General features: G+C 62.8%; 20 protein-coding genes and 1 pseudogene. 14 read left to right on the top strand and 7 right to left on the bottom strand.

The genetic code is table 11. The annotated features are described in order from the left end of the window. Positions 1–29: 29 nt before the first annotated feature. The 6 genes from ABZ942_RS41655 to ABZ942_RS41630 are packed head-to-tail and all read left to right on the top strand — an operon-like array spanning position 30 to position 11,736. A complete protein-coding gene (locus tag ABZ942_RS41655) occupies positions 30–1,256 on the top strand; it encodes an acyl-CoA dehydrogenase family protein (protein WP_357391791.1) in 1,227 nt (408 codons plus the stop codon). Between the two features lie 52 nt (positions 1,257–1,308). After that, complete coding sequence (locus ABZ942_RS41650) at positions 1,309–2,328, top strand: DUF1702 family protein (protein WP_357391790.1); 1,020 nt, start codon at positions 1,309–1,311, stop codon at positions 2,326–2,328. Next, positions 2,325–4,307: a CRTAC1 family protein gene (locus ABZ942_RS41645; RefSeq protein WP_357391789.1), complete on the top strand. Its 1,983-nt coding sequence runs from the start codon at positions 2,325–2,327 to the stop codon at positions 4,305–4,307. Before ABZ942_RS41650 ends, ABZ942_RS41645 begins: the two co-directional genes overlap by 4 nt. Then, positions 4,304–5,365, top strand: coding sequence for an enediyne biosynthesis protein (locus ABZ942_RS41640; protein WP_357391788.1), 1,062 nt, complete (start codon positions 4,304–4,306; stop codon positions 5,363–5,365). The genes ABZ942_RS41645 and ABZ942_RS41640 overlap by 4 nt, the downstream gene beginning before the upstream one ends. A gap of 3 nt (positions 5,366–5,368) precedes the next feature. Continuing rightward, positions 5,369–11,248: an SDR family NAD(P)-dependent oxidoreductase gene (locus ABZ942_RS41635; RefSeq protein ID WP_357391787.1), complete on the top strand. Its 5,880-nt coding sequence runs from the start codon at positions 5,369–5,371 to the stop codon at positions 11,246–11,248. A 5-nt stretch (positions 11,249–11,253) separates the two neighbouring features. Next, on the top strand, positions 11,254–11,736 hold the full coding sequence (locus ABZ942_RS41630) for an acyl-CoA thioesterase (RefSeq protein WP_357391786.1): 483 nt from the start codon (positions 11,254–11,256) through the stop codon (positions 11,734–11,736). A gap of 25 nt (positions 11,737–11,761) precedes the next feature. Here ABZ942_RS41630 and ABZ942_RS41625 read toward each other — a convergent pair whose 3' ends face one another. Both ABZ942_RS41625 and ABZ942_RS41620 read right to left on the bottom strand, forming a co-directional pair. Then, positions 11,762–12,394 carry a methyltransferase gene (locus ABZ942_RS41625; protein WP_357391785.1) on the bottom strand — a complete coding sequence of 211 codons (633 nt, stop codon included), beginning with the start codon at positions 12,392–12,394 and terminating at the stop codon, positions 11,762–11,764. Between the two features lie 91 nt (positions 12,395–12,485). After that, on the bottom strand, positions 12,486–13,094 hold the full coding sequence (locus ABZ942_RS41620) for a flavin reductase family protein (RefSeq protein ID WP_357391784.1): 609 nt from the start codon (positions 13,092–13,094) through the stop codon (positions 12,486–12,488). 275 nt (positions 13,095–13,369) lie between these two features. Between ABZ942_RS41620 and ABZ942_RS41615 the strand changes: the two genes are divergently transcribed. From ABZ942_RS41615 to ABZ942_RS41580, 8 genes are all read left to right on the top strand, one after another. Continuing rightward, a complete protein-coding gene (locus ABZ942_RS41615) occupies positions 13,370–13,813 on the top strand; it encodes a hypothetical protein (protein ID WP_357391783.1) in 444 nt (147 codons plus the stop codon). A 64-nt stretch (positions 13,814–13,877) separates the two neighbouring features. Continuing rightward, positions 13,878–14,621, top strand: coding sequence for a DUF6073 family protein (locus ABZ942_RS41610; protein ID WP_357391782.1), 744 nt, complete (start codon positions 13,878–13,880; stop codon positions 14,619–14,621). A gap of 20 nt (positions 14,622–14,641) precedes the next feature. Continuing rightward, positions 14,642–15,334: a hypothetical protein gene (locus ABZ942_RS41605; protein ID WP_357391781.1), complete on the top strand. Its 693-nt coding sequence runs from the start codon at positions 14,642–14,644 to the stop codon at positions 15,332–15,334. Continuing rightward, positions 15,331–16,596: an AarF/UbiB family protein gene (locus tag ABZ942_RS41600; RefSeq protein WP_357391780.1), complete on the top strand. Its 1,266-nt coding sequence runs from the start codon at positions 15,331–15,333 to the stop codon at positions 16,594–16,596. Before ABZ942_RS41605 ends, ABZ942_RS41600 begins: the two co-directional genes overlap by 4 nt. A 15-nt stretch (positions 16,597–16,611) precedes the next feature. Then, on the top strand, positions 16,612–18,882 hold the full coding sequence (locus ABZ942_RS41595; RefSeq protein WP_357391779.1) for an ATP-dependent Clp protease ATP-binding subunit: 2,271 nt from the start codon (positions 16,612–16,614) through the stop codon (positions 18,880–18,882). A 212-nt stretch (positions 18,883–19,094) separates the two neighbouring features. After that, entirely contained in the window at positions 19,095–20,240 is a 1,146-nt protein-coding gene (locus ABZ942_RS41590; RefSeq protein WP_357391955.1) for an acyl-CoA dehydrogenase family protein, read from the top strand. Between the two features lie 27 nt (positions 20,241–20,267). Next, positions 20,268–21,119, top strand: a complete 852-nt coding sequence (locus ABZ942_RS41585; RefSeq protein ID WP_357391778.1) for a phosphate/phosphite/phosphonate ABC transporter substrate-binding protein — start codon at positions 20,268–20,270, stop codon at positions 21,117–21,119. Continuing rightward, on the top strand, positions 21,116–22,324 hold the full coding sequence (locus ABZ942_RS41580; protein WP_357391777.1) for a ferritin-like domain-containing protein: 1,209 nt from the start codon (positions 21,116–21,118) through the stop codon (positions 22,322–22,324). The genes ABZ942_RS41585 and ABZ942_RS41580 overlap by 4 nt, the downstream gene beginning before the upstream one ends. Before the next feature lie 157 nt (positions 22,325–22,481). Here the strand turns inward: ABZ942_RS41580 and ABZ942_RS41575 are convergent, their stop codons facing one another. The 5 genes and pseudogenes from ABZ942_RS41575 to ABZ942_RS41555 all read right to left on the bottom strand — a co-directional run bounded on the left by ABZ942_RS41575 (position 22,482) and on the right by ABZ942_RS41555 (position 26,640). Further along, positions 22,482–22,937, bottom strand: coding sequence for an SRPBCC family protein (locus ABZ942_RS41575; protein ID WP_357391776.1), 456 nt, complete (start codon positions 22,935–22,937; stop codon positions 22,482–22,484). A gap of 1 nt (position 22,938) precedes the next feature. Then, positions 22,939–23,406 carry an SRPBCC family protein gene (locus ABZ942_RS41570; RefSeq protein WP_357391954.1) on the bottom strand — a complete coding sequence of 156 codons (468 nt, stop codon included), beginning with the start codon at positions 23,404–23,406 and terminating at the stop codon, positions 22,939–22,941. 57 nt (positions 23,407–23,463) lie between these two features. Beyond that, positions 23,464–23,736: pseudogene (locus ABZ942_RS41565) on the bottom strand (metalloregulator ArsR/SmtB family transcription factor); the annotation flags it as partial. 238 nt (positions 23,737–23,974) lie between these two features. Next, positions 23,975–25,039, bottom strand: a complete 1,065-nt coding sequence (locus tag ABZ942_RS41560; protein WP_357391775.1) for a 5-methyltetrahydropteroyltriglutamate--homocysteine methyltransferase — start codon at positions 25,037–25,039, stop codon at positions 23,975–23,977. A gap of 833 nt (positions 25,040–25,872) precedes the next feature. Further along, entirely contained in the window at positions 25,873–26,640 is a 768-nt protein-coding gene (locus ABZ942_RS41555; RefSeq protein ID WP_357391774.1) for a hypothetical protein, read from the bottom strand. Positions 26,641–26,658: the final 18 nt, after the last annotated feature.

Below are 26,658 nucleotides of genomic sequence, written 5' to 3'. Positions count from 1 at the left end.
CGTCGACTTCACCAGAACGGAACTTTGTCATGTCTTTTGCACCTGCACCCGTTGCTGACTGGACGGTCCGGCCGGCGATACCGAACGGATGGATTACCCGGGCCCGTGAGGTCGCGGCGATCCTCGCACTGGATGCTGCGGAGCGGGACCGAGTAGGCACCGCTCCGCACACCGAGGTCCAATTACTCAAGGACGCCGGCCTCGTGACGATCCTCGGTGACCGGTCGCGCGGCGGTGGCGGCCAAACGTGGTCGACAGCATTGCGGGTATGTCGCGAGGTGTCCAAGGCCGACGGGTCGATCGGCCAGCTGCTCGGCTATCACTACCTGTGGGCATGGGCGGTTCGTTTCTTCGGCACGCCGGAGCAGATCGATAGGTACGAGGAACTGTACGTCCGGTCGAATCTCTTCTTCGGCGGCGCGATCAATCCTCGGGACAAAGACGTCCGTGCGACAGAGAACGGTGATGTGCTTCATCTCAACGGTCGCAAGGCGTTCGCGTCAGGTAGCGCCGTATCCGATCTCACCTGCCTGCTCGCCACTTTCAGCGACGGGCGACCAGTATTTCTGATCGTCGACTCGAAGACTCCCGGCCTCGTCTACAACAACGACTGGGACAACATGGGGCAACGGCAAACCGAGTCGGGGAGCGTCACGATCACCGACCTCGTCGTCCCCCGGAGCACGGTGCTCGGGGCCGCCGACAACAGCCTGGCCGCCACGGTGTTCTACAGCAGCCTTTCGCTGGTCACCCTCCAATTGATCATGACCAACCTGTACCAGGGCATAGCTGAAGGCGCGATGAACGCGGCCGCGGACTACACCCGGACGATCACTCGCCCCTGGCCCTACGGCGGTGACGACAAAGAGTCCGCGACCGAAGAGTGGTACATCCTCGAGACCTACGGGGATTTCCGTTCGAAACTGTGGGCGACGGCAGCCCTGATCGACCAGGTCGACGACGAGCTGTCCGGATTGCTCCATGCGTCAAGAGAATCCGTCACGTTGCCGCAGCGTGGCGAAGTCGCAGTACGCATCTCGGCGGCCAAACAACGAATCATCAAGGACGGCCTCGAGATCACGACACGCATATTCGATGTGATGGGCGCCCGATCGACCGCTTCCCGCCACGGCTACGACCGATTCTGGCGAAACCTGCGCACGCACAGCCTGCACGACCCTGTCGCCTACAAGCAGCGCGAGGTCGGTCGATACGAGTTGCTCGGCGAATTCCCGCAGCCGAGCTTCTACACCTGACGCCCACGTCCCGCTGCGAATCCAGGCCGATGGATCTAGAGGAGAGGCTGAAATGATTCCCTGGTTGAGACGGTTGCGCCGCGTTGCGCTCACACCCGACACCCGCGACGTATTGCTGGAGGTCCGGGGATTTCCCATTGGTTCCCCGTACGCCCAGGCCTGCCTCGAGACCGCGGGACGGGCGTTCCTCGAGGGCTTCGGCGTCGCCGCCGAATGCTCGACTTCAGCAACCGCAGCGGTTGCGTTGTCCGATGTCGAAGGCAACCGACGCGGATTCGCGTTCGAGGGCGCGGCAATGGCGTTGGCGATTCGCGACGCACTGCCGATAGGCCACCGTCATCACGTCACCGACTTCATCGCTGTGGCGGACGAGCACATCTACATGCTCTACGTCGGTGTCGGCTGGGCGTTGGCGAGGCTGCCGCGGCGATGGCATCGAGCAGCAACAGTCGGTATCACTGATCCAGTTCTGGCCTGGCTTGCCCTGGATGGCTACGGATTCCACCAGGCGTACTTCAAGACCAGCAAGTACGTGGGCGACCATTACCTGGACGCCGACCCTCCCGCGCTGCCGTTCGCACACGGCGATTACGCCAGGAACGCGATAGACCAAGGCATCGGTCGAGCGCTGTGGTTCGTGTCAGGTGCGGACCCGGACTTGGCGTGCACCTTGATCGACGGGTTCGCCCCGGATCGGCGCGCGGACCTGTTCGCCGGCCTCGGTCTGGCCGCCACCTACGCAAGCGGCGCGACCGAATCCGAACTCACCGAGCTGGCCCGCCGCGCGGCAGACCACCGGCTGTGCCTGGCCCAGGGGGCGGTCTTCGCCGCCGAGGCGCGCCGACGGGCCGGCATCACGCAGCCTGCCACAACGAAGGCTGTGCGAATTCTCGTCGGCCACAGCGTGACCCAGGCCGCGGATATCGCCGTCGACACCCGCCCCGTCGAGCCGATTGTCGACGGCGAAGTCGCGTATGCGGTGTGGCGCGATCGGATCCGGCAGCGATGTGCGAGTGCGGATCTGGAAACCGAGTCCTCCTCCCCGACAGCGACTGCGCAGGCCGAATCATGAAATCCCGCATAAGAACCCTCGTCCCGGCGCTCGGCGCCGCGGTACTGCTCGTCTCGGTGTTCCTGATCGGCCGCGGCCAGGTCACCACCGAGGACGCGGCCATCGTCGCCGCCGACTACAACCTGGAGTCGATGCCGATCGCGATGCCACCCGGCTACGACCAGGCGCCGATGAAGACAGTGCGCCAAGTGAATCCGGCCTACGAGAACATCCGCTCCTGGATCTCGTCGGTCGGCGCTTCCATCGCGATCAACGACCTCGTCGGACACGGTCGCTCCGACGGGATGTGCATCGTCGACACCCGCACCGACTCGGTGATCGTGACCTACACGCCGACGGCGGCGTCGGCCGACCAGTTCACGCCGTTCGCATTGCGGCCGGATCCGCTGGTGGTGGATTCGACGATGGCCCCGATGGGTTGTGCGCCTGGCGATTTCACCGGCGACGGCCAGATGGACCTGCTGGTCTACTACTGGGGGAGAACGCCGATCATCTTCCACCACAACGGGAATCCGGGTCCGCTGTCGGCAGCGTCGTACACGCCCGTGGAGGTCGTGCCCTCGGCCAGCCCCGCGGGTCGTTACAACGGCGAGCTGTGGAATACCAACGCTGTTTCGATCGCGGACTTCGACGGTGACGGCCATCCCGACATCGTCTTCGGCAACTACTTCCCGAACTCGGCTGTGCTCGACCCTGACGGTCACCCCGATGTCGTCATGAACGACTCGATGTCGAACGCGAAGAACGCGGCCGGCGACCGGGTATTCCGTTGGAACGGCAACGATCCCGCCGGACTCCCGACCTACGTCGAAGAGAAACAAGCGATCCCGTACGCCGACGCCACCGGCTGGACGTTGGCGCTCGCTGCGGGCGACTTGACCGGCGACCTGATTCCCGAGCTCTATATCGGCAACGACTTCGGCCACGATCATCTGCTGTACAACCAGTCGACACCGGGCACTATCCGCTTCACGACCGCTACGGGCGATCGAACCTGGACCGATCCCAAATCCTTTGTGCTGGGTAACGATTCGTTCAAAGGAATGGGCGTCGATTTCGTCGACCTGTATAGCCGTGGGAAGTTCGACATGATCGTCAGCAACATCACTACCCCCTGGGGAATCCAGGAGAGCAACTTCGCATGGCGCAACGACACCGCCACGCCCGACGACATGCGTCGAGAACTCGCCGACGGGCACGCCCCGTTCTCGCAACAGGCACAACAACTCGGACTGGCCTGGTCTGGCTGGGGCTGGGATATCAAAGCCGCCGACCTGCGCAACTCGGGAACCCTCGACGTACTCCAGACAACCGGGTTCGTGAAAGGCGGCGGCGATAACCGGTGGCCGTGGCTGCAGGAGCTGGCGACCAGCAACGACGTCCTGGTCCATGATCCGAAGACGTGGCCGAGGGTAACTCCCGGCGACGACATCGCCGGCGGCCACACTATGGCGTTCTACGCCAAGGGCAACGATGGCAAGTACGTCAACATCACCGATCAGGTCGGCACCAACGAGCCGATACCAACGCGTGGCGTGGCCGTTGCCGATACCACCGGCGACGGAACCCTGGACTTCGCGGTAGCCCGTCAGTGGGGACCACCTGCGTTCTTCGCGAACCGGTCACCGAATATCGGTAACCCGCTGGAACTGAGTCTCTATCGACCGGCACAGCAATCTCACAATGGGCCTGCCGCGGCAATCGGACAGCCCGCGTACGACGCAACCGTCACCGTGCACACCGCCGATGGCCGAACCATGCACAGCCAACTCGACGGCGGCAGCGGGCATGGCGGCAAACGCAGTTTCGACGTCCACTTCGGACTCGGCACGGCCACCGGCCCGGTCACCGCCGAAGTTGCGTGGCTCGACAACGCCGGTGTCCCACGGCACCAGACACTCCAGCTGACGCCCGGAACACACGCGCTGATGTTGACCGACACCGCCACACAGATCGACGAGGGGACCCCGAGACCATGACTCTGCTCAACCGGAAACCGATCGTCGGTGACCAAGCACCCACGGCCGCAGTCGAACCCAGCACAACTAACGGCAAAGATCCGGGTGCCCGACCGCCCGATAGTCAACCGCCGGCCAAAGATGTCCGATATCTAGCGCTGCGGAACTTCGCGATCTCGCTCACGGTCCTCAACATCATCGGGTACGCCATCCTAGGCTTCGAACAACCGCCCCTGTGGCCGATTCTGGCGGTGTTGTCGGCTTATGCGACGGACTTCGTTTTCGAGATGCTCACCGCCTGGTCCCGTAGCATCCAGCCGCGGTTCCTGGGGCGCGGATTCCGTGGCGTCTACGAGTTCCTGCTACCGGCCCATATCACTGCTATCGCGGTAAATATGTTGCTGTACACCAACAATCAGTTCTGGCCGGTCCTGTTCGCGGTCGTCGCCGCGGTCACCAGCAAGCATGTGTTCCAGGCTCCGTTCGCCGGGCGGATGCGCCATTTCATGAATCCGTCCAATTTCGGGATCACGGCGACGTTGCTGTGCTTCAGCGCCTGGGTCAGCATCGCTCCTCCTTACGAATTCGGTGAGAACCTCAACACGATGTTCCGAGTAGCGGTCCCGTTCGTCCTTCTGACTGCAGGAACGGTAATCAACGCCACACTTGTGCGCCGGGTGCCGCTGGTCGTCGGCTGGGTCGGTGGGTTCGTGATCCAGGCCATCGTTCGTCACGAGCTGTTCGATGCCGCACTGGTTGCCGCGCTCGGCACGATGACAGGTACGGCATTCGTGTTGTTCACCAACTACATGATCACCGACCCGGGAACCACGCCGTTCCCAGCCCGGCGGCAGTTCATGTTCGGCGCCGCTGCTGCGACCGTGTACGGGATCCTGATGGCTCTCGATGTCGTGTACACGTTGTTCTTCGCGCTGACGATCGTGTGTGCGATCCGCGGCGGTTACGCCTGGATTGCCCACTGGGTGCGTGCCGCCCGAAGTCGCCGAGCCGCCGAACCCGAAGCGAACGAACCGATTCCGGCGCTGTCGGCCGCGGTCCCGAGTATTCAGCGAGGCTGAGCCATGGCCAGATTGGCGATTGTGGGCATGGCGTGCCGGTACCCGGACGCAACCTCTCCAGCACAACTCTGGGAGAACGTGCTCGCTGGGCGGCGGGCGTTTCGGCCGATTCCCGATACCCGGCTGAACCGGGCGGACTACTACTCGGCTGACCCCGCCGCACCGGATCGCCATTACGCCTCGCACGCGGCTGTGCTCGAAGGATGGGCATTCGATCGCCGCAAATATCGGATCTCCGGAACTGCTTTCAAGTCGACCGACATCGCGCATTGGCTTGCGCTCGACACCGCCGCCGCGGCGCTCGACGACGCGGGATTCCCGGCCGGTGAAGGTCTGGACCGAGCGCGTACCGGCGTGGTCGTCGGCAACACGCTGACCGGTGACATGTCCAGAGCCAACGCGACGCGGCTACGGTGGCCATACGTGCGGCGAACACTGGCCAACTCGTTGGAGCGCAAAGGCTGGACGCCTGAGGAGATCGCAGAATTCATCGCCACCTACGAGGTCGATTTCAAGGCCGGCTTCCCGCCGATTTCTGAAGACAGCCTCGCGGGTGGATTGGCAAACACCATCGCCGGGCGGATCTGCAACCACTTCGACCTCGGGGGTGGCGGCTATACCGTGGACGGCGCCTGCGCATCGTCATTGCTGTCGGTGACCACAGCAGGCAACGCGCTCGCCGCCGGACAGCTCGACGCGGTAGTCGTCGGTGGCGTCGATATCTCGATCGATCCCTTCGAACTGGTCGGATTCGCCAAGACCGGTGCTCTCGCGACATCGACAATGCGGGTGTACGACGAGGCTTCCAATGGCTTCTGGCCTGGTGAAGGCTGCGGCATGCTCGTGCTTGTCCGCGAGGACGATGCACTCGCACGCGGTTTGCGGAGCTACGCGACCATCGCCGGCTGGGGAGTTTCGTCGGACGGTCGCGGGAGCATCACTCGGCCGGACGCCGCCGGTCACCTGGTAGCCATCGAACGCGCCTATCGGATGGCCGGATTCGCTGCCAACACCGTCGATTACCTCGAGGGTCATGGGACCGGCACAGTGGTGGGCGATCGCGCTGAACTCGAGGTTTTCGGTCGCGCGGTCTCCGGGCGGGACAGCAGACGTAAGCGTGTCGGTGTCGGCGCGATCAAGGGAAACATCGGGCACACCAAGGCGGCTGCGGGCATTGCGGCCCTGATCAAAACCGTTCTTGCCGTGCATCATGCAACGATTCCGCCGATCACCGGAAACCACCGACCGCATCCGCTACTGGCCACAACACCTTTGCTGGAGCTGCCTCGAGCCGCCGTGCCTTGGCCGACCGGTGACTCTGGGTTCCCCGTCGACGAACCGTCCGGATCTTCAAGTGGCACAACAGCCGACACTGTCTCGGCGCGCCGGGCCGGTATGTCTGCGCTTGGTTTCGGCGGCATCAATGCGCACATTGTCGTCGAAAGCCGCCAGCCGCCCGTGCCGATCGGTCGCGAGCTCGGTCGACGACTTGCACACAGTAGGCAGGACTGCGAGCTCTTCGTACTTTCGGAATCCACACCGCAGCGTCTCGAAGCACGGCTACGCGAAACGAGTGCGTTGGCGGCGCAATGTTCGTTTGCCGAACTTGGGGACCTCTCGACCGCGCTCGCTCGTGGTGACTCGCAAAGACGATACAAAGCTGCTGTGGTTGCATTCGACCAGGCGCAAGCGGCAGGCCGCCTCACTGACATGGCGAACACCCTCGCTGCAGGGCAGACAACGGTTTTTATGCCAGAGCAGGGCCAATTCCTCGGCGGCCCACCTAGAACCGCGGTTCGGATAGGCCTGTTGTTCCCCGGGCAAGGAGTCTCCAGCTTGGGTGACGGCGGCGCTGCCGCACAGCGGTTCGAGGTGGTCGCCGATCTGTACCAGGCAACTGGGCGCCACCGGGCAGGGACAACGACCAAAGACGCCCAGCCGCGTATCGTCACCGCGTCGTTGGCCGGGCTGCGGCTACTACGTCAGGCGGGGGTCGAAGCGGTCGGCTGTGTCGGGCACAGCCTCGGCGAACTGACGGCCTTGCACTGGGCCGGAGTATTCAACGAAACACAAGTCGTCGCTGCGGCGGCGGTTCGGGGCGAGGCGATGCAGTCTGCCGCGGCGACGAGCCAAGGCACCATGGCATCGATCACGGCGGCATCGAGCACCGTGGCCGCTCTGCTGAACGGTGGATCCGTTGTGATCGCTGGATACAACGGTCCGCGCCAGACTGTCGTCTCCGGCTTGGCCTCCGACATCGACGCAGTCGTCGACCGAGCGCGTGCCGCTGGATTGCACTGCCAGGAGATCGCGGTCTCACACGCGTTCCATTCGCCTCTGGTCGGTGCGGCATCAGCGACGTTCCGGACATATCTCGACAAGACGGAAATTCGACCTGTCGAGCGCCCCGGCGTCTACTCGACCGTCACCGGGGCAGCCCTCACCGCGAGTTCGAACGTCATCGAGTTGCTGGAGCGCCAGATTCTGGCACCGGTCCAATTTGCACCGGCGCTGACCCGACTCGCTGCGAGCTGTGATCTGCTGATCGAGGTGGGACCAGGTCGCCTGTTGTCCGGGCTGGCGACACAGGTCGTGCCCGCTGTGCCGGTTGTGGCGATGGACACGGACTCCGACTCTCTGGTCGGTACTCTGCAGACGCTGGCCGCGTGCTACGCAATCGGCGCAAACCCCGACCTAGCCGAACTCACCGCAGAGCGCTTTTGCCGGGCGATGCCCTCGGACAAGCAGTTCACCTTTATCGAAAGCCCCTGCGAGAGAGCCCCGGACGCGTCACACCTCATCGATCTGGCGCCTGCCGAAACCGAACCAACCCCGGTCGCCAATGATCAGGAACCCCGCACCCAGTCGGCGTTGTACACACTTCGAACGCTGCTCGCCGAACGCACGGAACTTCCCCTCACAGACATCACGCCTAGCACGCACCCGTTAGACGACCTGCATTTGAGCAGCATCACGATCACGCAGGTGGTCGGCGATGCAGTCCGAATGCTCGGGCTTCGAACGCCAGAGCCCACCACGAATGTCGCGACCGCGACCGTCGGACATCTCGCCGAGTCGATCGAGGAAGCCGCTCGTATCGGTGACGTCCGTCCGCGCGACGAACTCACCGGTATCGACGCCTGGACTCGAAGCTTCGTGGTCGAGCACGTTGCCCGTCCGCGGCGGCGGACACTGCCGAACGGCGACCAGCCCGGCACGTGGGAAGTGTTTGCGGCGCAGGACGATCCACTTGTGGCGGTACTTCTCCGGCAGCTGGAGACCGCACCCCTCGGCGACGGGGTGCTCCTTCTCTGCGGTGACGGCAACGTGCAGGTTGAATCGAAACGGATGCTGGCCGCCGGTCAAGCAGCGATCCAGCAGGGGAACAGGTTGGTGGTTGTCGGCACGGGCCGAAACGCTGCGGCTCTTGCCAAAACAGTTCATTTGGAGAAGCCCGCGGTCAGGACGACGGTTGTTCATCTGTCGACTTCGCTGACGCCGGACACAGCTGCGGAACTAGTGCTTGCCGAGGTGCTGGCGACCACAGCGTTCGTCGAGGTCGACTACGACTCCCACGGCATCCGGGCCGAGCCGGTACTACGCGAACTCGAGACCGGCGAGCAGCCGCTTCCGGTCGGCAGCGGCGACGTCGTCGTCGTTACGGGCGGCGCCCACGGGATCACCGTTGAATGCGCACTGGCCATGGCCAGCCAAAGTGGTTGTGCGCTAGCGCTCATCGGCCGACGCGATGCCGCAGACGCCGAGGTCGCCGACAATCTGGCGCGGGTTCGCGGCGCAGGCATCACCGCGAACTACTACCGTGCCGACGTGACCGACCGAACCTCGGTCGCGGGTGCGATTGCTGACATTGCACGTGATCTCGGCCCGGTCACCGGAATCCTGCACGGCGCTGCAGTCAACGCACCAGCGCTGATCTCCGCACTCACGCCCGAGGAGTTCGCCGCCACCGTAGCCGCGAAAGTTGATGGCCTTGCCCATATCGTCGAGGCAGTCGCCGCCTCGGAGCTACGCCTGATCATAGGTTTCGGAAGCATCATCGGACGAGCCGGACTTCGCGGCGAAGCCCACTACGCAGTCGCGAACGATTGGCTACGCAACTCCATCGATGTGCTCGATCAACGGCTGCCGAACTGCCGTTGCTTGACGATCGAATGGTCGATCTGGGCCGGAGCCGGTATGGGCGAACGGCTGGGTGTGCTCAACGCGCTCACCCGGGAAGGCATCGACCCGATCCCGACGGATACCGGTGTCGAGATCATGCTCGACCTGCTTCGAACTCCATCCTGCCCATCGGCTGTCGTGGTGCTGGGCAGAACCGGAGAGCTACCAACGATTACCTTCGACGACGTGGAGTTGCCGCTGCTGCGCTTCCTCGAGCGTCCCAGGCTGCATTTCCCGGGGATCGAGCTCATCGCAGAAGCCGACCTCTCGATCAGCAGCGACCCCTATCTGGCCGACCACCAGGTGTCCGGCGACATCCTGTTCCCGGCTGTGATGGGTATGGAAGCGATGGCGCAAGCCGCGGTGGCGCTGCTCGGCGACGTGGATTCGATCGAGCTCCGCTCAGTCGAATTCCTCCGCCCGATCGTGGTTCCCGGCGACGGTGTCACAACCGTCCGGACCGTCGCACTGCGGCAGGGCAGCGAGGTACGGATCGCGATTCGCTCGGCCACCACGGCTTTCCAAACCGATCACTTCCGCGCGGTCTGTCTGGCGTCCGAGATCACCGGATCGGATGCGGATCGAGTAATACCTGCCGATTTGGGCGACCTCGTAGACGACGAGTGTCCACCGATGAACATGGACGTCGAGAACGACTTCTATCACCGAATCATGTTCCACGGTCGGCGATTTCGCAGTGTTCGTGACTACAGGCATATCTCGGCCCAACAATGTATCGCTGAAATACAGGCCGGCGCCGAGCCGTGGTTCGCGGCTACCCAACCGGGTCAGCTGGTGCTGGGCGATCCCGCCGCCCGAGATGCGTTCATGCATGCGATCCAGGTGTGTGTACCCGACGCCACACTGCTTCCGACCCGAATCGGGCTGGTGCGGGAGATCGCCGGGAGTGCTGACTTCGAGAAGGTCGAGCTCACGGCCGTCGAGCGGTCGAGCGGTTCTGGCAAGTACGTCTACGACGTCGTCGTACGCGACCAGGGACAGAATCTGGTGGCGATATGGGAACAGTTGGAGCTGACCGCGGTCACCGCGATCGAACCCGCCGGCGGCTGGCCGCCAGAACTCGTGGCGCCGGTGCTGACGCGCCGATTGAATACGCTGCTCCCAGAACCGTTGCAGATGGCGTTCGTTCGCGACGCAGACCACGATCCGGCGTCTGTCGAGACGCGGGCGGGTGCCGTCTCCCGGCGGATGCCCAGTCGCCGAGTCGCGAGCGAGCGCGCGTTGGCCGCGGCATTGGGGCACCGCGTATCACTCCACCATCGTGCCGACGGACGCCCCGAATTACCCGGTAAAAACATCACTGTCTCGCACGGGACCGGCCTCACACTCGGCGTGGTTGCCGAGCGGCCGATCGGATGCGACCTGGAGCCGGTGCAGGAACGGACCGAGGATCAGTGGCGCGATCTGCTCGGGATGTCGGGCGTTGCCCTCGCCCAGATGTGCAGCAGTGCGGGCGACGAATCATTCACTACTGCAGCGACTCGGGTGTGGAGCGCCCGCGAAGCGGTGACAAAGCTGGGCGTGACGGTGAGTCGGCCACGGTTGACGTTCGAAAGCCGAGACACCGCACCCGGCTGGCTTGCGATGCGGCATGGCCGGGATCTTGTCTGGTCTGTCGTCGTCACGCTGGCATTGCCGTCGCCGGTGACGGTCGTGGTCGCCGTCGCGCAGAAGGGGTGATCAGGATGCTCGGATACGAGATCTCACACGTCGTCGGTTTCGAGGAAACCAACCTTGTCGGCAACGTGTACTTCGTGAATTACTTTCGCTGGCAAGGCCGGTGTCGCGAAATGTTTCTGAAGGAGAAAGCCCCGGACATCGTGCAGGAGATCGCTCGTGATCTGAAGCTGTTCACGATCAAGTGTGACTGCGAATACTTTGCCGAACTCACGGCATTCGACCGCCTGACGGTGCGGATGACCTTGACAGACTTGACACAGACCCAGATCGAGTTCGAGTTCACCTATGTGAAAGTCGAAGACGATGGCGCCGAGCGACTCGTCGCGCGTGGTCGACAGCGAGTGGCGTGTATGCGCAGCGTCGGCGAGAACAAGGTCGAACCGACTCGTGTTCCTGAATCACTGCGACTCGCTCTCGCACCGTACCGGTCACCGGAATCCGTGTCGAGACTGAGCACCGGGGCAGCGCTGAACGGGTTTCGCGACTGACCGACGTCCGGCCGTGTCGCGCTGATCAGAGCACTGGATCAGTGCGGTCTGCCCGATCGTCCGGCGGGGTGTCTCGGTGTGATCGACTGTCTGCTCTGTGACACACGAGGATGTGGACAGAACTGCGTGTGTCGATGATGGAGTCCAATCGAAGGCCCGCTTGGTCCAGTACAGCGCGAATCATCTGTTCAGAGTGCTCGACTCCGCCGAGTTCGATGAGCGCCGATCTGTCATGATTCCGAAGTGAGCGGGGGTGTTCGGCGCTCCGTCGGGCCCGGTAGGTGACCATCAGGAGGGTGCTGTCCTCACCCATCGCAATGCGGCAGGCGCTGAGCAATCGGTCGATACAGCCTGTATCGCAGTCGCGCAGAACTGAGTTCAAGATGTAGTGATCAGCACCCTGCGGTACAGCCGCAAAGATGTCGCCGACGATCGCGCGGCACCGCTCACTCAATCCATTGGCGGCAAACTGATTCCGTGCTTCTCGGGTGACTTCTGGCTGGTCGAACAAGATGCCTTCGACGAGCGGATAGCTCTGGACAAGCGCGGTCAGGAGACGTCCATCTCTACCGCCCACGTCAACGATGGTCGTCGCACGCGTGAAGTCGTATCTATCGGCAACTAGTCGCGCTTCGGTGCCGGTGAGAAACCTGTTCATCGTAGGTCGGCCTTCTCTGGTCGAGCTATCCAAAAGCTCACGGAGGCTGCGTCTCCGGCGCAAAATCGGTCCGCGTCGAGGAGTGAATACGTCATGTGTAACGACCTTGAAAATAGGTCAGCGGGGTAGCCGTGTGTGCGCTCGCTGCCACGACCTGGCCGATGTGGATCCGGTGGTCACCGGCGGGATGTGATGCGTGCACAATGCATTCGAGGTGCCCGATCGCCCCGGTGAGTAGTGGGCAGCCGGTCGCTGGTCCTGGCACCCAATCGACGCTGGTGAACCTGTCACTGCGAGAAGTCGACGAGCCGAACCGTTCCGCCACAGCTTGCTGGTGCTTGCCGAGCATGCTGACCGAGAAGAATCCTGTCTGGGCGATGGTGCGGGCTGTCTCCGATTGTGTTCGAGCACAAAACAGTACTAGCGGTGGTGAAAGCGAGACTGCGGTGAAAGCCTGACATGTCATCCCGATGGGGCCGGAGCGATCATGCGTTGCCACGATGGTCAGGCCGGTGAGGAACTGGCCGAGTACGAACTTGAACTCGTCGGCGGTGGGACCTGCGGGGATCTGATCCAGTAGTACGCCGTCGGCACCCGAGAAGACTCTGTGGTTATTGGCCTGTGGCGCGTCATTCAAATTTGGTCCGGGTGCCGCTGATACGCAGAAGTCATCGGGCTGGCTGCCTCGCTGGCGCGACAATGCGATTCACCCTCCCTGAGTACTGAAATAGTTGCCGCTAACGACCCCGCGGTCGATGGCTGGATCGTCTCGCGCTGGTTTCCGCGCGTTAGCGATCAAGCTCGAATAGTACCGTGCCCGTGCGGAATTGAGGCTACCGTGGCCTAAGCGTGCTCAAGTTTAGGATAACGGGCGCGAACGATTGACTGTAGAAAACGATAATGGTGTAGTAGGGGAGTCAGCAATCAGCTACCGGGTCACCCCGAACTCGACTAAACCTGATGAACGGGATTGCTATGACCGATGTAATCGCCATTCCGAGCTTGGATACAACAGCCCTGCTTGCCGACTATCGGAGCACCGTCGTGCCTGCCGCGGCCGACTTCGTCCGCGGTCACATCTCGGCGCGAGCGCTCCGCGAGAAATGGTTGCCCTATTTCCGCGGGCCGTTTCTGCAGTACGAGATAGCAGTGCAAGATGCATGGCGAGAGGCATACGGGCCGGATCAGGGTATAGAGCCGGGACCGCCGACCGCCGACCCGGCTTATGCGGAACAGCTTCGCTATTTCCCGGTCACGATCACGCACAACAACCTCGAGCGTCTGGTCGATGTTCTCTCGGTAGAGCTGGGAGAAAACACCGCGGGCAGCACCCGTCTGCCCGAACGGATCATCGATTTCGCATACGTCATCGACGCGCTCGACAGTTTGTTGGAATCGCTGGCGGCGCAACAGGATTGACGCTGCCTCCCAGGACACAACAGAACAGTTCACATCCAATCGCGAAACCAAACGGAGTATTTCCATGTCGCGAAGCATCATGAACGAACTACGAGAGGCCGCAGTTGTGACCGGCGCCGATGGTTCGGCGCTGCACAACGCAGAGGTCGTGAAGGGCCACAATCTCGCCTGGGGCGGGCAGGGCAACCTGTACACGATCCGGCCGTACACACTCGGACCCGCCGCGCTCGAGGCATTCACTGTGCGTGAGCGCATCCACGTCACCATCGACGGCCTCGGCGAGGACCTGGTCGACCTGCACGGTATCGGCGTTTACCGCAGGCATGAACCGCGCAACGGCGTCGAGGGCTCGACCGAATTGACCTGGCGCACCGCAACCATCGGCGCTCAGTTCTTGTCACTGCAGGTCATCGGGCACAGCGATGTGTTCGGGCAGGTTCGGGTCACGAACACGCCGTCGAAGAGCGAAGGCGCGACTGTGTCGCCGAACCTGGTACCAGGGCCGGTCGATCCAGAGGTCACCCCGATGAAGAACTGCGTCACCGCGCTGTACCCGCAGTTCGAGCTCGAGGCGCTCGGCGCCACCATCAACACCGGAGATATCCGGGTCGATGTGGAGTCGCGCGTCAACATGGTCCCGCCGATCGGCGACGTGTCCCGGACCTCGAAGTCCTACACCCTGTTCGACGGTGACCGCAAGGTCGGCACGCTTCTCGCCGCTGACCTGGAGATCGGTGCGCTGCTGCACCACTACCCGATCGCGAACGCGGTTAGCCCCGTGGAGTTCGCGACAATCGTGTCCGCCTGAGCGAATAGAGGAGTTCACCGATGAATAGTCGTGAGCGGGTCGGTGCCAATCTCGACGCCGGCCCGCTCGCGGCCTACGCCTTCGCAGTAGCAGCGACCGTCGGGCATCGGGACATGCGATACAGCTTCGCTCGGGCGCGGAAACCGGAAAGCTCGCTCACCGTCGTCTATATCGATGTGCCGTCAACACTCTGCGGAACCGAGATTGCGATTTGGGAGCACTTCGGTGGTGTTTACCGGATCAGAACGTACATCCCTACGATGCGAACTCCCCGCGATATCGGCGCCCCGCAAGTGTTCGACACTTTGCCGCTGACAGATATCAGTTACCTCGATCTGATGCGCGGCCTCAGTCCGAGCGTGCTCCCGGAGCCCACGATGACAGCGGCTAGGTCGTCTTACGTCGACGCCACCGCCGTGTACCGAATGGACGGACTGACTGTCACCGAGCAATACGCTGACGTATCCACGACGCCGATCTCCCGGATTGTCGAACGATCCGGCATGTTCGAACGTGCCTGGCACGTCGTCGATATCGGCACCGCTGGCGATCACCGCGTCCCGCTACGTGTGCAGGTCACCCGCGCGGACACTCCGAAGGCGACTGTTTTCGAGCGGGTCACTCCGGTACTTGCCCTCGATACCAATCCCGGCGTCGCTTCGTCCGAGCGGCTCATGCAATGCGCCGTCGACCAGCTCGCGAGGACACGATGACGAAGACCGGAATTCGACGCCGAGTGCTGCTGGCCCGTATTGCTGTAGTCGCAACGGTGCTGTTGCGCCTGCTTTCGATCGCTGTGTGGGCGCGTGTCACCCGGCGAGCCGACCCTCGAGGCATTGTTACCGCCGCGCTGGTCGACGGCATCGAGCGGCTCGGTGGCGCATACATCAAGTTCGGCCAGCTGCTGGCTACGCGCCCCGATATCGTCGGGATGCGCATATCCGATGGGCTTGCACGGCTGCAGGACAGTGTTGCCCCGATGCCGGTCGAAGAAGCGCTGGCGGTGTTGGAACACGCACCGGTTCAACTGCCGGCAGACTCCCGCGTCGCGGTCGAGGCGGGACCGGTGGCCAGCGGTTCGATCGCGTGCGTGTACCGATGGCAGCCAGTTGGCGGCACCCCGATCGCGCTGAAGATCCGTCGCCCCAGCGCGGTTCGCACGGTCCTTGCCGACACAGACATAATGCGCCGGTTCGCGCGAGGCCTCAGTTGGTTTCCGCCGTTTCGGTCAGGTCCGATCGTGACGATTGTCGACCAGTTGTGCGGCGCGATCGAGGCACAGCTCGATTTGGCCCAGGAGCGAGTGATGCTGCAGATGCTGGCCGACTGTCTCGTCGATGAGCCGGACATCGTCGTTCCGCGGCCGATCGAACACTATTGCAGTGGGGACCTGCTCGCTATGGATTTCATCGAGGATCTGGACCGCGACTGCTTCGCGCAGGCAACACCGCGACAGCGGCAACATGGCATCACCACGTTGGTCCGCGGGCTGTATCGCCTGATCTTCGAGTACGGCTTCATTCATGTCGACCTCCATCAAGGCAACGCCTATCTGTTGGGAAACGGGAACGTCGCACTCCTGGACGTCGGGTTTGCCCACCTGCTAAGCGAATTCGCGCGCAATCGATTCACGCAGTTCTTCGGTGGCATGGTCAACGGGCACGGTCATCGTTGCGCTGACATCGTGCTATCGACAACAAGTTCCACTGGCCGCGGGCGGAACCCGGAACGCTTCCGCACCGAGATCGTCAAACTAGTAGAAGACTCCGCAGAGCAAAATGTTGCGCAGTTCTCGGTGCCCAAGTTCGCGGTTCAGCTGTTCCGAATCCAACAACGCAACGGCTATTATGCAGACCCCGAGATGACATTTCCTCTGCTGTGTCTCATCGCTTTGGAGGGGACTGTCAACAAGTTCGCTCCCGAGATGGACTTCCAAATCGAAGCGGCACCATACATAATGGCGAATTTGCTCTGAGGTCGGGAGAATCGAGTGCACAACGCCTTCAGTCCTGCCAGCGTCGAAGTGGTGGTGCTCGCCGAACGCCAGGCGCGGCGCTTCAACCACCCCCACGTCGGCACCGAACATCTGCTCCTGGGGGTGGTGGACCATCGCGTCAATCCGGCGGCGGAGGTGCTGGCCAACCACGGCGTGTCCCTGACGACGCTGCACAACCAGCTCCACTTCATCCTTGGTGAAGGGCCACCCCAGCGACTGGACCGAATTCCCCTGACCGCCACCGCCGCACACGTTCTCGAGTCTTCTGAAGCACACGCCCGTGAGCGTGGCGACACGATGACAGAGCCGACGCACATCGTGCTTGCGCTCGTCGCCGAGGACGACTCCAATCTTGGCGCCGATATTTTATTGAGTCTCGGCGTACCGCTCGGTGAACTCGTCAAGGACATGATCACAGCGCTGTCCACGCCGACCGCAGTGGTCCGGCAGCCTGCACCGTTTCGACCCGCAGGCTCACAACTGCTGGATCAATTCGGCCGGAACTTGACCCGAGATGCCGCGCTCGATGCGCTGGATCCGTTGATCGGCCGCGACCGCGAAATTCATCACCTCACACGCATCCTCTCGCGACGGAACAAGAACAATCCCGTGCTCATCGGCGATGCGGGTGTGGGGAAGACCGCGATCGTCGAAGGCCTGGCACGCAAGATCGCCTTCCAGCAGGTGCCAATATCATTGCGGGACAAGCAGGTCTACGCCATCGACATCGCCTCGATGGTTGCCGGATCGCGGTATCGGGGCGACTTCGAAGAACGGTTCAAGAAGGTCCTGACCGAGGTGCGCGAGCGAGGAGACATCATTCTCTTCGTCGATGAGGTGCATACGATCGTGGGTGCCGGCGCCGCGGAGGGCTCGATCGATGCCGCGAACATCATGAAGCCGATCCTCAGCCGCGGCGAGATCAAGCTTATCGGTGCTACTACTCCGTCGGAATACCGTCGGACGATCGAGAAGGACTCGGCGCTGAGCCGGCGGTTCCAGCGGATCGATGTCGATGAAGCGACCCCGGTGCACACCCGAATGATCTTGCTCGGGCTGCGGCCGCTACTCGAACAGCACCACCAGGTCAGCATCACGGAGTCGGCCGTCGACGCGGCAATAGAGCTCTCCCGCCGGTACCTGCCCGCAAAGTTCCTCCCCGACAAGGCAATCGACCTCGTCGACGAAGCTGCTGCGGAGGTTGCCCTGTGCCTCGATGCGCCTGAATCAGGGGTGCAGGCCGACGACATCGCGGCTGTTCTAGCGGAACAGACAGGTATCCCGGTTGCGATCATCGGCGCCGATGAAGCCCACCGCCTGACGGAAATGCCTGCTTACCTGCACGAACGCCTGGTCGGAGTCGACCACGCCATCGAGGCGGTGACAAAGTCGATCAAGCGGGGCCGCACGGGAATTCGTGATCCGAGTCGACCGGCCGGATCGTTCGTTTTCGCGGGACCTACCGGCGTCGGGAAGACCGAACTCGGGAAAGCGCTGGCCGAGTTCCTGTTCGGAGACGACAGTCATCTCATCCGCTTCGACATGTCCGAGTTCACCGAAAGCCATTCCATATCAAGGCTTATCGGATCTCCGCCCGGGTACGTCGGCTATGACGACGGCGGTCAGCTTACCGAAAAGGTTCTGCGGAAGCCGTTTTCGGTCGTTCTGTTCGACGAGGTCGAGAAGGCGCATATCGACATTTTCAACACACTGTTGCAAGTTCTGGACGATGGACACCTGAACGACTCGTCAGGGCGGCGGGTCGACTTCACGAACACCGTGATCATCCTGACAACCAACCTCGGGACACGTGCCGCCGCAAAGGGGCCGATCGGCTTCGCTGGTGATGGCGATGGATACCGGCACCTGACCGCCATGGTCACCTCGGCGATCAAGCAGCACTTCTCACCGGAGTTCCTCAACCGACTCGACGACGTCATCGTCTTTCCGCAGCTCAGTCGCCAGAACCTTTGTGCCATCGTCGATCTGCAGCTCGCCCGCCTCGCCGAACGCTTGGCGAGAATGAACATCACGCTGACCGTCACCGACTCGGCTCAACAGGTTCTCGCTGACTTCGGTGGTGACCAGGCCGAAGGTGCACGCCCGGTGCGCCGCGCTATCCGCACCTACATCGAAGACCCGCTCAGCGACATGGTGCTCAGCGAGACGGTCAAGCCAGGGCAGGCCGTCCGGCTCGAGGTCGACGAGGACGGCGTCGTGCTGCGGACTGTGGCGAATCCCGACGGTTCCCTCGAGGCGGGTTGAGTTGGCCACCACGACCTTTCGGGCCTCGGGCGTTGTGCCGGATCTGTGGCGTTGTGCGATCTTGCGAATTTGCTTGAAACCTGGACGGGCTGCAAGCGGAGTGGTTAGTCTGTTTATTATCCAGTAACGCTTGGATCTAAATACTAACCCCGGCACCAGTTTCCGTCTGTCAGCAAAGCTCGACGGTGGGAAAAGGTGCCCGTGGCTTGCGAATGATGAGGGGGTACTTTGTCGTGGAATCCAATCTTTCGGACGCACTCGATTCGGTGATAGATCAAGTAATTCGACCGCAGGCAGGGCAGGTCGACTCGACCGGAAGTTTCCCGCGAGACGGGATACGGGCTCTGGGAGACGCCGGACTGCTCGGCCTACTGAGCTCGACCGACGTCGGCGGTAAGGGTGCCTCCCTCGGGGACGCGGCCGATGTGATCGAACGGCTCGCCGGCGCCTGCGGATCGACAGCGATGGTCCTGTTGATGCACTACGCGGCAACAGCCATTCTAGAAGCGCACGGCCCCAAGGACATTCGTGAGGCGATAGGCGCCGGAGCACATCTGACCACGCTCGCCTTCTCCGAGGCAGGCTCACGTAGTCACTTCTGGGCCCCCACCAGCTCGGCGACCGGTACCGACAACGGAACGGTCGAACTGGATGCCAGCAAGAGCTGGATCACTTCGGCTGGAGAAGCCGATAGCTACGTTTGGTCGAGCCGTCCACTCGCTGCCGAGGGGCCGATGACCCTGTGGTTCGTGCCGAGCAAATCTGTTGGTTTGGCCGTGCAAAAGAGGTTCGACGGTTTCGGTCTGCGCGGAAATTCGTCGAGTCCGGTCTCCGGCGAGGGCGTCGAGGTTCCCGAGGATGCGATTCTCGGTGCCGACGGTGCGGGGCTCGACATTGCCTTGCAGACTGCGCTGCCGCAGTTCCTCGTACTCAATGCGGCGTTTTGCGTGGGCCTTATGCAGTCGTTGGTCACGGAAGCGGGAGAGCATCTCAAGCGCACTACGCTCGCCCATCTCGGCCAGACGCTGGCCGAACAGCCGAGCCAACGGGGGCAGTACGCACACCTGCTCACCCGGACAGACGAGGTCCGCGCGTTCTTGCAGGACACTCTGTCGGCGTTGGGCTCAGGTCGAGCGGACGCCACTCTGCGAGTGCTGCAGGTGAAGGCGGTGGCCGCCGAGGCGGCCGCGGAGGTTTCCGACGGAGTCATGCGGCTGTGCGGTGGCTCGGCATTCCGCAAGGAACTGGGTGTGGAGCGACGATTCCGAGATTCGCTTGCGGCCAGGGTCATGGCGCCCACCACCGAAGCGCTGCACGATTTCGTCGGCCGCGCCAGTCTCGGTCTGCCACTGTTCTGAGGGCCCAACGATTTTGAGGACACTACGATGACTTTCCTCATGGGTGCGGTAGCGTACGACCCCAAAGTCGTGACGATTTGGGCCGGTATGCGAGCGTGGCTGAGAGCTCACGGAGTTCCATTCGATTACGTGCTCTATTCCCACTATGAACGTCAGGCTGAAGACCTCGCGGCGGGACGTATCGACGCCGCGTGGAATTCACCCCTGGCCTGGATACGAACGGTACGTCTCGCACGTTCACTCGGGCATGAAGCCGAGCCATTGTTCATGCGAGACACCGATCGAGATCTCACGTCGGTCTTCTTGGTGCGCAACGATTCCCCGTACGAAAAGATCTCCGACTTGGAGAATCGGGTCGTCGCGATGGGGGCCGTCGACTCTCCGCAAGCGCGGCTCATTCCGAGCGCATTTCTCCGCGAAGCGGGGCTCGCTCCGGGGCAGAATGTCCAGATCCGCCGCTTCGATGTCGGGGTCGGGCTCCACGGGGATCATATCGGCGGCGAACGCGACGCGATACGCGCGCTGTTGTCCGGTGAAGTCGAAGCTGCGGCGGTGATTGATTCGAATCATCTGCTGTTCAGCCGTGAGGGCACTATCCCGAGCGGACGCGTACGTGTACTGGCGCAGACGCCGGCCTTCGATCATTGCAACATGACCGTACTCGACACCGCCCCAAGGGATCTCGTCGAGGAATTCAAGAAGTCGATGCTCTCGATGTCCTACGCCGATCCGGAAGTACGCCCCTTACTCGACCTCGAAGGATTGACCAGGTGGCAGGAGGGGCGAACGACCGGGTACTCATTGCTCGAAGCCGCGGTGGATCAAGAATCCTTCTACGACGAGCAAGGGCAGATCAAAGGTGAGGACTACAGTCCGTGACCAGTCGCGAGGCCAGCATTCTCGACCTGGAGGATCTCGGTTTCGAGCGAGGTGCCCATCTGCTGGTCGAACGCAGACTGAAGGAGCTGGTACCAGGGCAGGAACTGGGAGTCACAGGCGCTGACCCAGCCCTCAGGGTCCACTTGGAAGCCTGGTGCCGGCAACACGGACACCGAGTCCGGCCCGCGCTGGACACCGACTTCGGTGTCCGCGTGTGGATCGGTCGCGGTCGAGCCGATTTGGACCGCTGGGCTGACGCACGCCGAGCAGGAGGACCGCGTAGCGACCAGATCGTCGCCTCACCGCCGAGTGACTGGGGCTTGGCGGCGCGCGGAGCCCTCATCGAAACCGGCGGTCCCCAAACGCCGTTCGATATCACAGACCGGGACCTGGTCTGGGCCGAAATCGCACCCTCCCTTTACGCGAATGCTGCTGCATCCCAATGGGATCCGAACACGGCAGTGCAGTGGGACGCTGAGTTCACCAATCTGCCCGAGGTCGAGCAAGCGGTCAACCAGGTGATGACGTATCTCGTCGAGAACGAACTCGCGGCATTGGTTGTGCCGTCAAAACTGCTTGCCCGCATCCATCCGCATTTCCGGGAAGTGATGCAACTGCTTGCGGTGCAGGCCGCGGACGAGGCCCGTCACATCGAAGTATTCACTCGTCGAGCACTGCTGCGGGGCGGGGAGATGGGCACCTCGTCCGTGAGTGGCCGGCAGTCGCTCGCCACGCTGCTGGACGAACCCGACTTCTCGATGGCGTCCTTCTTGCTGTCGGTACTGGGCGAGGGCAGCTTCCTCAACCTGCTCGAGTTCCTGGACAACAACGCCCCCGACCCCGTCACCCGACAGGTGACCAGACTCGCCCGCCGGGACGAAGCTAGACACGTCGCGTTCGGCGTCGCTCATCTGCAGTACCAAGCCGAGCTCGATCCTGCGGTGCGAATACGGTTGCGCGGAGCAGTCGAGCGCCGATACGAGGCTCTGGTCGACACGTCCGGACTTAACCAGGATGTGTTCGACTCGCTGGTCGTCCTGGCTGCAGGGGACTGGACACCGCATGCCATTGCCAAGGGGTACGCCGCGGTGATGAAGTTGCAGTCCGAGATGAACGACGGCCGACAGCGTCGGCTTATCCACCTCGGATTTCCTGCTGACGAAGCAGCCGACCTCTCGGCACTTCACACGCGGAACTTCATGTAGCAGTAGATCTTTGGCAGGATCTCGACCTGCCGCGGCCGAATGGCCGCCGTTCTGCGGTGTGCCGGAGTGGATTTCGAGCTTTGGGCACACCGCAGAACGGGGGTGAAGGCATCAGCCCATGCCGCATCAAGGGTTGTGATGCAGAGGCATGATCGGTTCAGGCTCCGGTGGTGCCGTTTTCGAGGTTCTGCTTGAGCGTTTGCAGATTCGCCGGCATCTCGTTGCGGGCTTGCCGGCGGACGGCGAGCGGAACGATCAGCTTGCCGATGCCGTGCCCTTCGAAATCGACGTCAATCGTCAGCCGGGCGCGGTTGCGGTCAGCGAGGGGCTCGACGGTTACATCGACGGTGGCTCGAATGGGGCCGTCGACTCCACGTACACCCCAGGTGCGCGGTGCCTCGAAGTGCGTGACCTCCGAGGTGATGGGGCGTTCGGCGAAACCGATCTTCCTTGTGGTCAAGCATTTCTGGCCGACCACGATCGGACCCGTGCCGTCCATATGCCCGCCGACGACACCGCTTTGCCATTCGCTGAAGCGGGTCGGATCGGTGGCGTAGGCGAACACGACCTCCGGTGTCCGATCGATCTCGACCGTTGTGCTGATCGGTGCCATCTCAGTTCTCCTTGCTGAACAGATCGATGTACCCCTGCAGGTACAGCGGCCATCCCTCGGCGGAACCATCGACAACGGCCTGCCAGCCCTCGCCGTGCCGATCGATGTTGCGATGTTCGAGTTCGACGCGGGTGCGCTGATCGGTCTCGGCGATGAAACGGACCTCGACCTCGCTGGTCTTGTCGTGGTCCGGCTCGATCTGCCACTGCGGGCTGAGGTCCCAGCTGAACAGAACCCGATTCGGTGGCTCGTACTCCAGCACTCGCGCCCACCGGCACTCGCTGCCGTCGACCGCCCGATCGTAGATGTTGCCGCCAACGCGTCGTTCGAACACCGTCTCGGCGATGTCGGCTCCGAGAATGTTGTGCTCTTTCAGCTTGAAATCGCCGAACCGTGTAGTGAAGACATCGAACGCGTGCTCAATCGGGGCGTCGATGACGACCTGCGCGCGTACCGTCGTGTCTTCTATCGGTGTGCTCACCGTGGCACCTTCCTCGTGGTTTTCCGCGGACACTTTGAATGCCGCCAAGGTTTTGGTCCAGAAGTTGTCGAGTTCTGCTCGTAGCGCGGCAGCGCCCTCAGGGTCGACGTGATAGATCCGCCGGTTGCCGTCGGGTTCATCAGTAACAAGTTTCGCGTCCTTGAGTACCTTCAGGTGCTGCGATACCGCCGACCTGCTCACGGGCAGGACCGCAGCAAGCTCACCGACCGTCTGTGCACGGTCGGCAAGGAGCTCGAAGATCGTCCGCCGCGTCCGATCGCCGAGCACACCCCAGCCGTCAGGTACGTAAGCTCTCACTGTCGGTCAGTTTGCACTTACCGGACGTGCCTGTCAACACATGTCCGCGGTGTCCAAGGCCCGCCGGGGTGGCCGTAGATTCTACGGATAGACATGTAGCCAGCCGATTTGCAGAAGCCACATCGCGATGCCCCACAGAGCGCCGTAAGCGATCAGCCAGGGAAGCCACGAGAGACACTTTTTCATTCGGTCTCCCGCCGCGACATTGAGCTCGTTCGGGTTCGACGGGGCTGTTAACTCACACACCGAGCACCGCGGACGCCGCCGCGGTGCCTTCGAGGCGGGCACGAATCTTCGCGAACGCTGTCTCTCGAGATGTCGAGACATCGTCGCCGAACGGGGAGAATCCGCAGTCGTCGCACGTGCCGAGCCGTTCGACCGGCAAATGCCGAGCGGCGTTGAGCACCCGTTCCCGGACCTGCGCGGTCGTCTCTACCGCCGGATCGATCGGATCGATCACGCCGACAAAGATCCTGGCTTCGGCCGGCAGGTTGTCAGCGATGACTTGCAGCACCCGGTCCGGGTCGGGCTCGCTGGCAAGCTGTACGTAGAACTGTCCGGCATGTATGCCGAACAGCTTCGGCAACAGTTGCGCGTAGTCGACGTCGAGGCTGTGGGTCGAATCTTGGTCCCCGCCCGGGCAGGTGTGCACGCCGATCCGTTGCCGCTGGGTTGGTGTAAAGCGGTCGAGCACACGGTTGTTCAACGCGACGAACGAGTCGAGCAGTGCACCGGAGGGGTCGAGCTTGAGTGATAGCCGACCCTCGGTGAAGTCGAGCTGTACCGAATCGGCGCCACCATCGAGCGCGCCGCGGATGTCGGCTTCGGCGTTGTCGACGAGATCGTCGAGGAACTGTTCTCGCGGGTACTCGCTGATGCCTTCTGCGGGATACACCAGGCTCACTGCGGAGGCCGCGATAACGGCTTGTTTGACCGGCGCTGTTGCGTATTTCCGGGCAGTCTGGAGATAGGACGCACTGAAGGTGGCGTAGCGAAACGGGCGGGCATTCAATAGTGGCAACTGCCTCGTATGGCCGTCCGCGAAGGGGATCACGGCACCCTCGGGGCTCAGGTTCGGCAATCCGGCCAGAGGATAGGTGGCAAAACTGGGTTTGCTCTGTTCACCGTCTGTAACGACCGGCGACCCAAGTGATTCCAGCTGCGCGATAGTGTCCCGCACCGCCGCATCATAGAGACCGCCGAGCGCCTCGTCGGTAATTCGCCCGGCGGCATGCTCTTGGAGACCGTTCAATAGTGACGCCGGCCGCGGGATACTTCCAATCGGTTCGGTCGGTAAAGGCATAAGCAGTCTCCCCTTCCCAACTCTGTCGGCCATAGTCGTTGTGGGACCGACGGATTGGACTTCTGCTGACTGCAGAACGTCGCGATGCCGATCATGCTAACAAGGGGGAGACTGAGCTCACTACTGATCAACTTGTCCACGTCCAAGTAGCCGAACTGCTGGACCACAGTAGACACCGGCCCTGTAGTCCTTCGTTGCAGCGCTTCACCTGTTGCACCTTGATCGAAGAGAGCTGACGAGCCGAAGAAGTCGAGCCGCTGGCGGAACCAATCTTCTTGTGTTTTGCTAGTCCGGCTGTCGACGTCTCAGCAGGTACTACGGCATCCTTTCCCTGCCTGCCGAACTCGGTGCGGACGGAGAGGCCTTCCTGTACAGCGTGCCCGGCCGGTCGGTGTTGATCGCTGACTACGCCGCCCGGACGATGGGCGGCTTCCTCTTCCGCTCTCCGGAAATCGCATACGACTACCACGACGTCGAGCAACAACGGCAGCTGGTGTTCGACGAGTACTCCGCCGCGCCGGGCTGGAAGGTCGCCGAGATGCTGGACGCACTCAAAAAGTCCGAGGACTTCTATTTCGACTCGGCCAGCCAGGTGCATATGGACCGGTGGTCGAGCGGACGGGTGGTGCTGCTCGGTGACTCGGCGTTCGCACCGTCGTTCTTCTCCGGCCAGGGAACATCGCTGGCTATGATCGGCGCCGACGTCCTGGCCACTGAATGGGCCGCCTGCGATGGAAACCTCGACCGGGCGTTCAGCCGCTATGAACAGGCAATGCGACCTCATGTCGACCGCGCCCAGGGAGGCGTTCCGCAGGCACGAGACCGGGTCGTGCCTACCGGTCGGGGTAGAAGAACGCGGTGTCCGGCGCCATCGGCAGACCCGCGATATGGCCGAACGGGCGATGGATCCCGACGACCGGTGTGCCGCCCGCCGGATCACGCCAAACGTGAACATCCCAGAAGCGGCCATGTGTGGGGCCAGGGGCTGCCAGCGGCAGCGGAAAGATTTCGCCGGGAACCTCGCCGCGAAAACGTTCGAGCGGCGGTTGGGCGGCGAAACCCCATGTGGGCAAAGTGTGCACGCCTTGCTCGTGGACGAACCAGTCCGCCGGGTGCACACAGAGATCACGAGAAGTAGGAAACACGCCGGGGGTGTACCTGACCCCGTGGCCCCAGCCGACCAATTCGTAAGGAAAGGCGGGCTGGTACGGGTCGGTCACGTCGACGGCGGCTGGATTCGGCCGGTAGATGACGACCCCCGGATGGCCCGATCGGACTTCCTTTTCGAGGATCGCCTCCGGCCGTGCGAATGACACTCCCATATTGTGGAAACTGACAAACATATGCACCGGCAGCGCATAACCGAGGGCAGCGAGTGACGCCAAATCCTCTGGTCCGCGCAGTGTGTCGAGCCGTCCGAGTCGAGCAAGCAGACTCGCCTCGTCGGCCCGCAGCGAGGCGTCCCGCTCCATGCTTCCGCAGAGACCCGGTGTCATGAATTCTGGATGGTCCCCACTGTCTGCCGCGGCGGACAGTGGGGACCCGACCCATAATGTCGCGCTGAGGAACACGGCCGCGCAAGTTCGCTTCGTGATCCGCATAACCGGAACAATAGCTGA

Source organism: Nocardia sp. NPDC046473 (genome assembly GCF_040645995.1).
In the GTDB taxonomy this organism is placed as follows: domain Bacteria; phylum Actinomycetota; class Actinomycetes; order Mycobacteriales; family Mycobacteriaceae; genus Nocardia.
The sequence above is the reverse complement of the archived record's forward strand: the minus strand, read 5'-3'. Positions and strand labels throughout refer to the sequence as shown.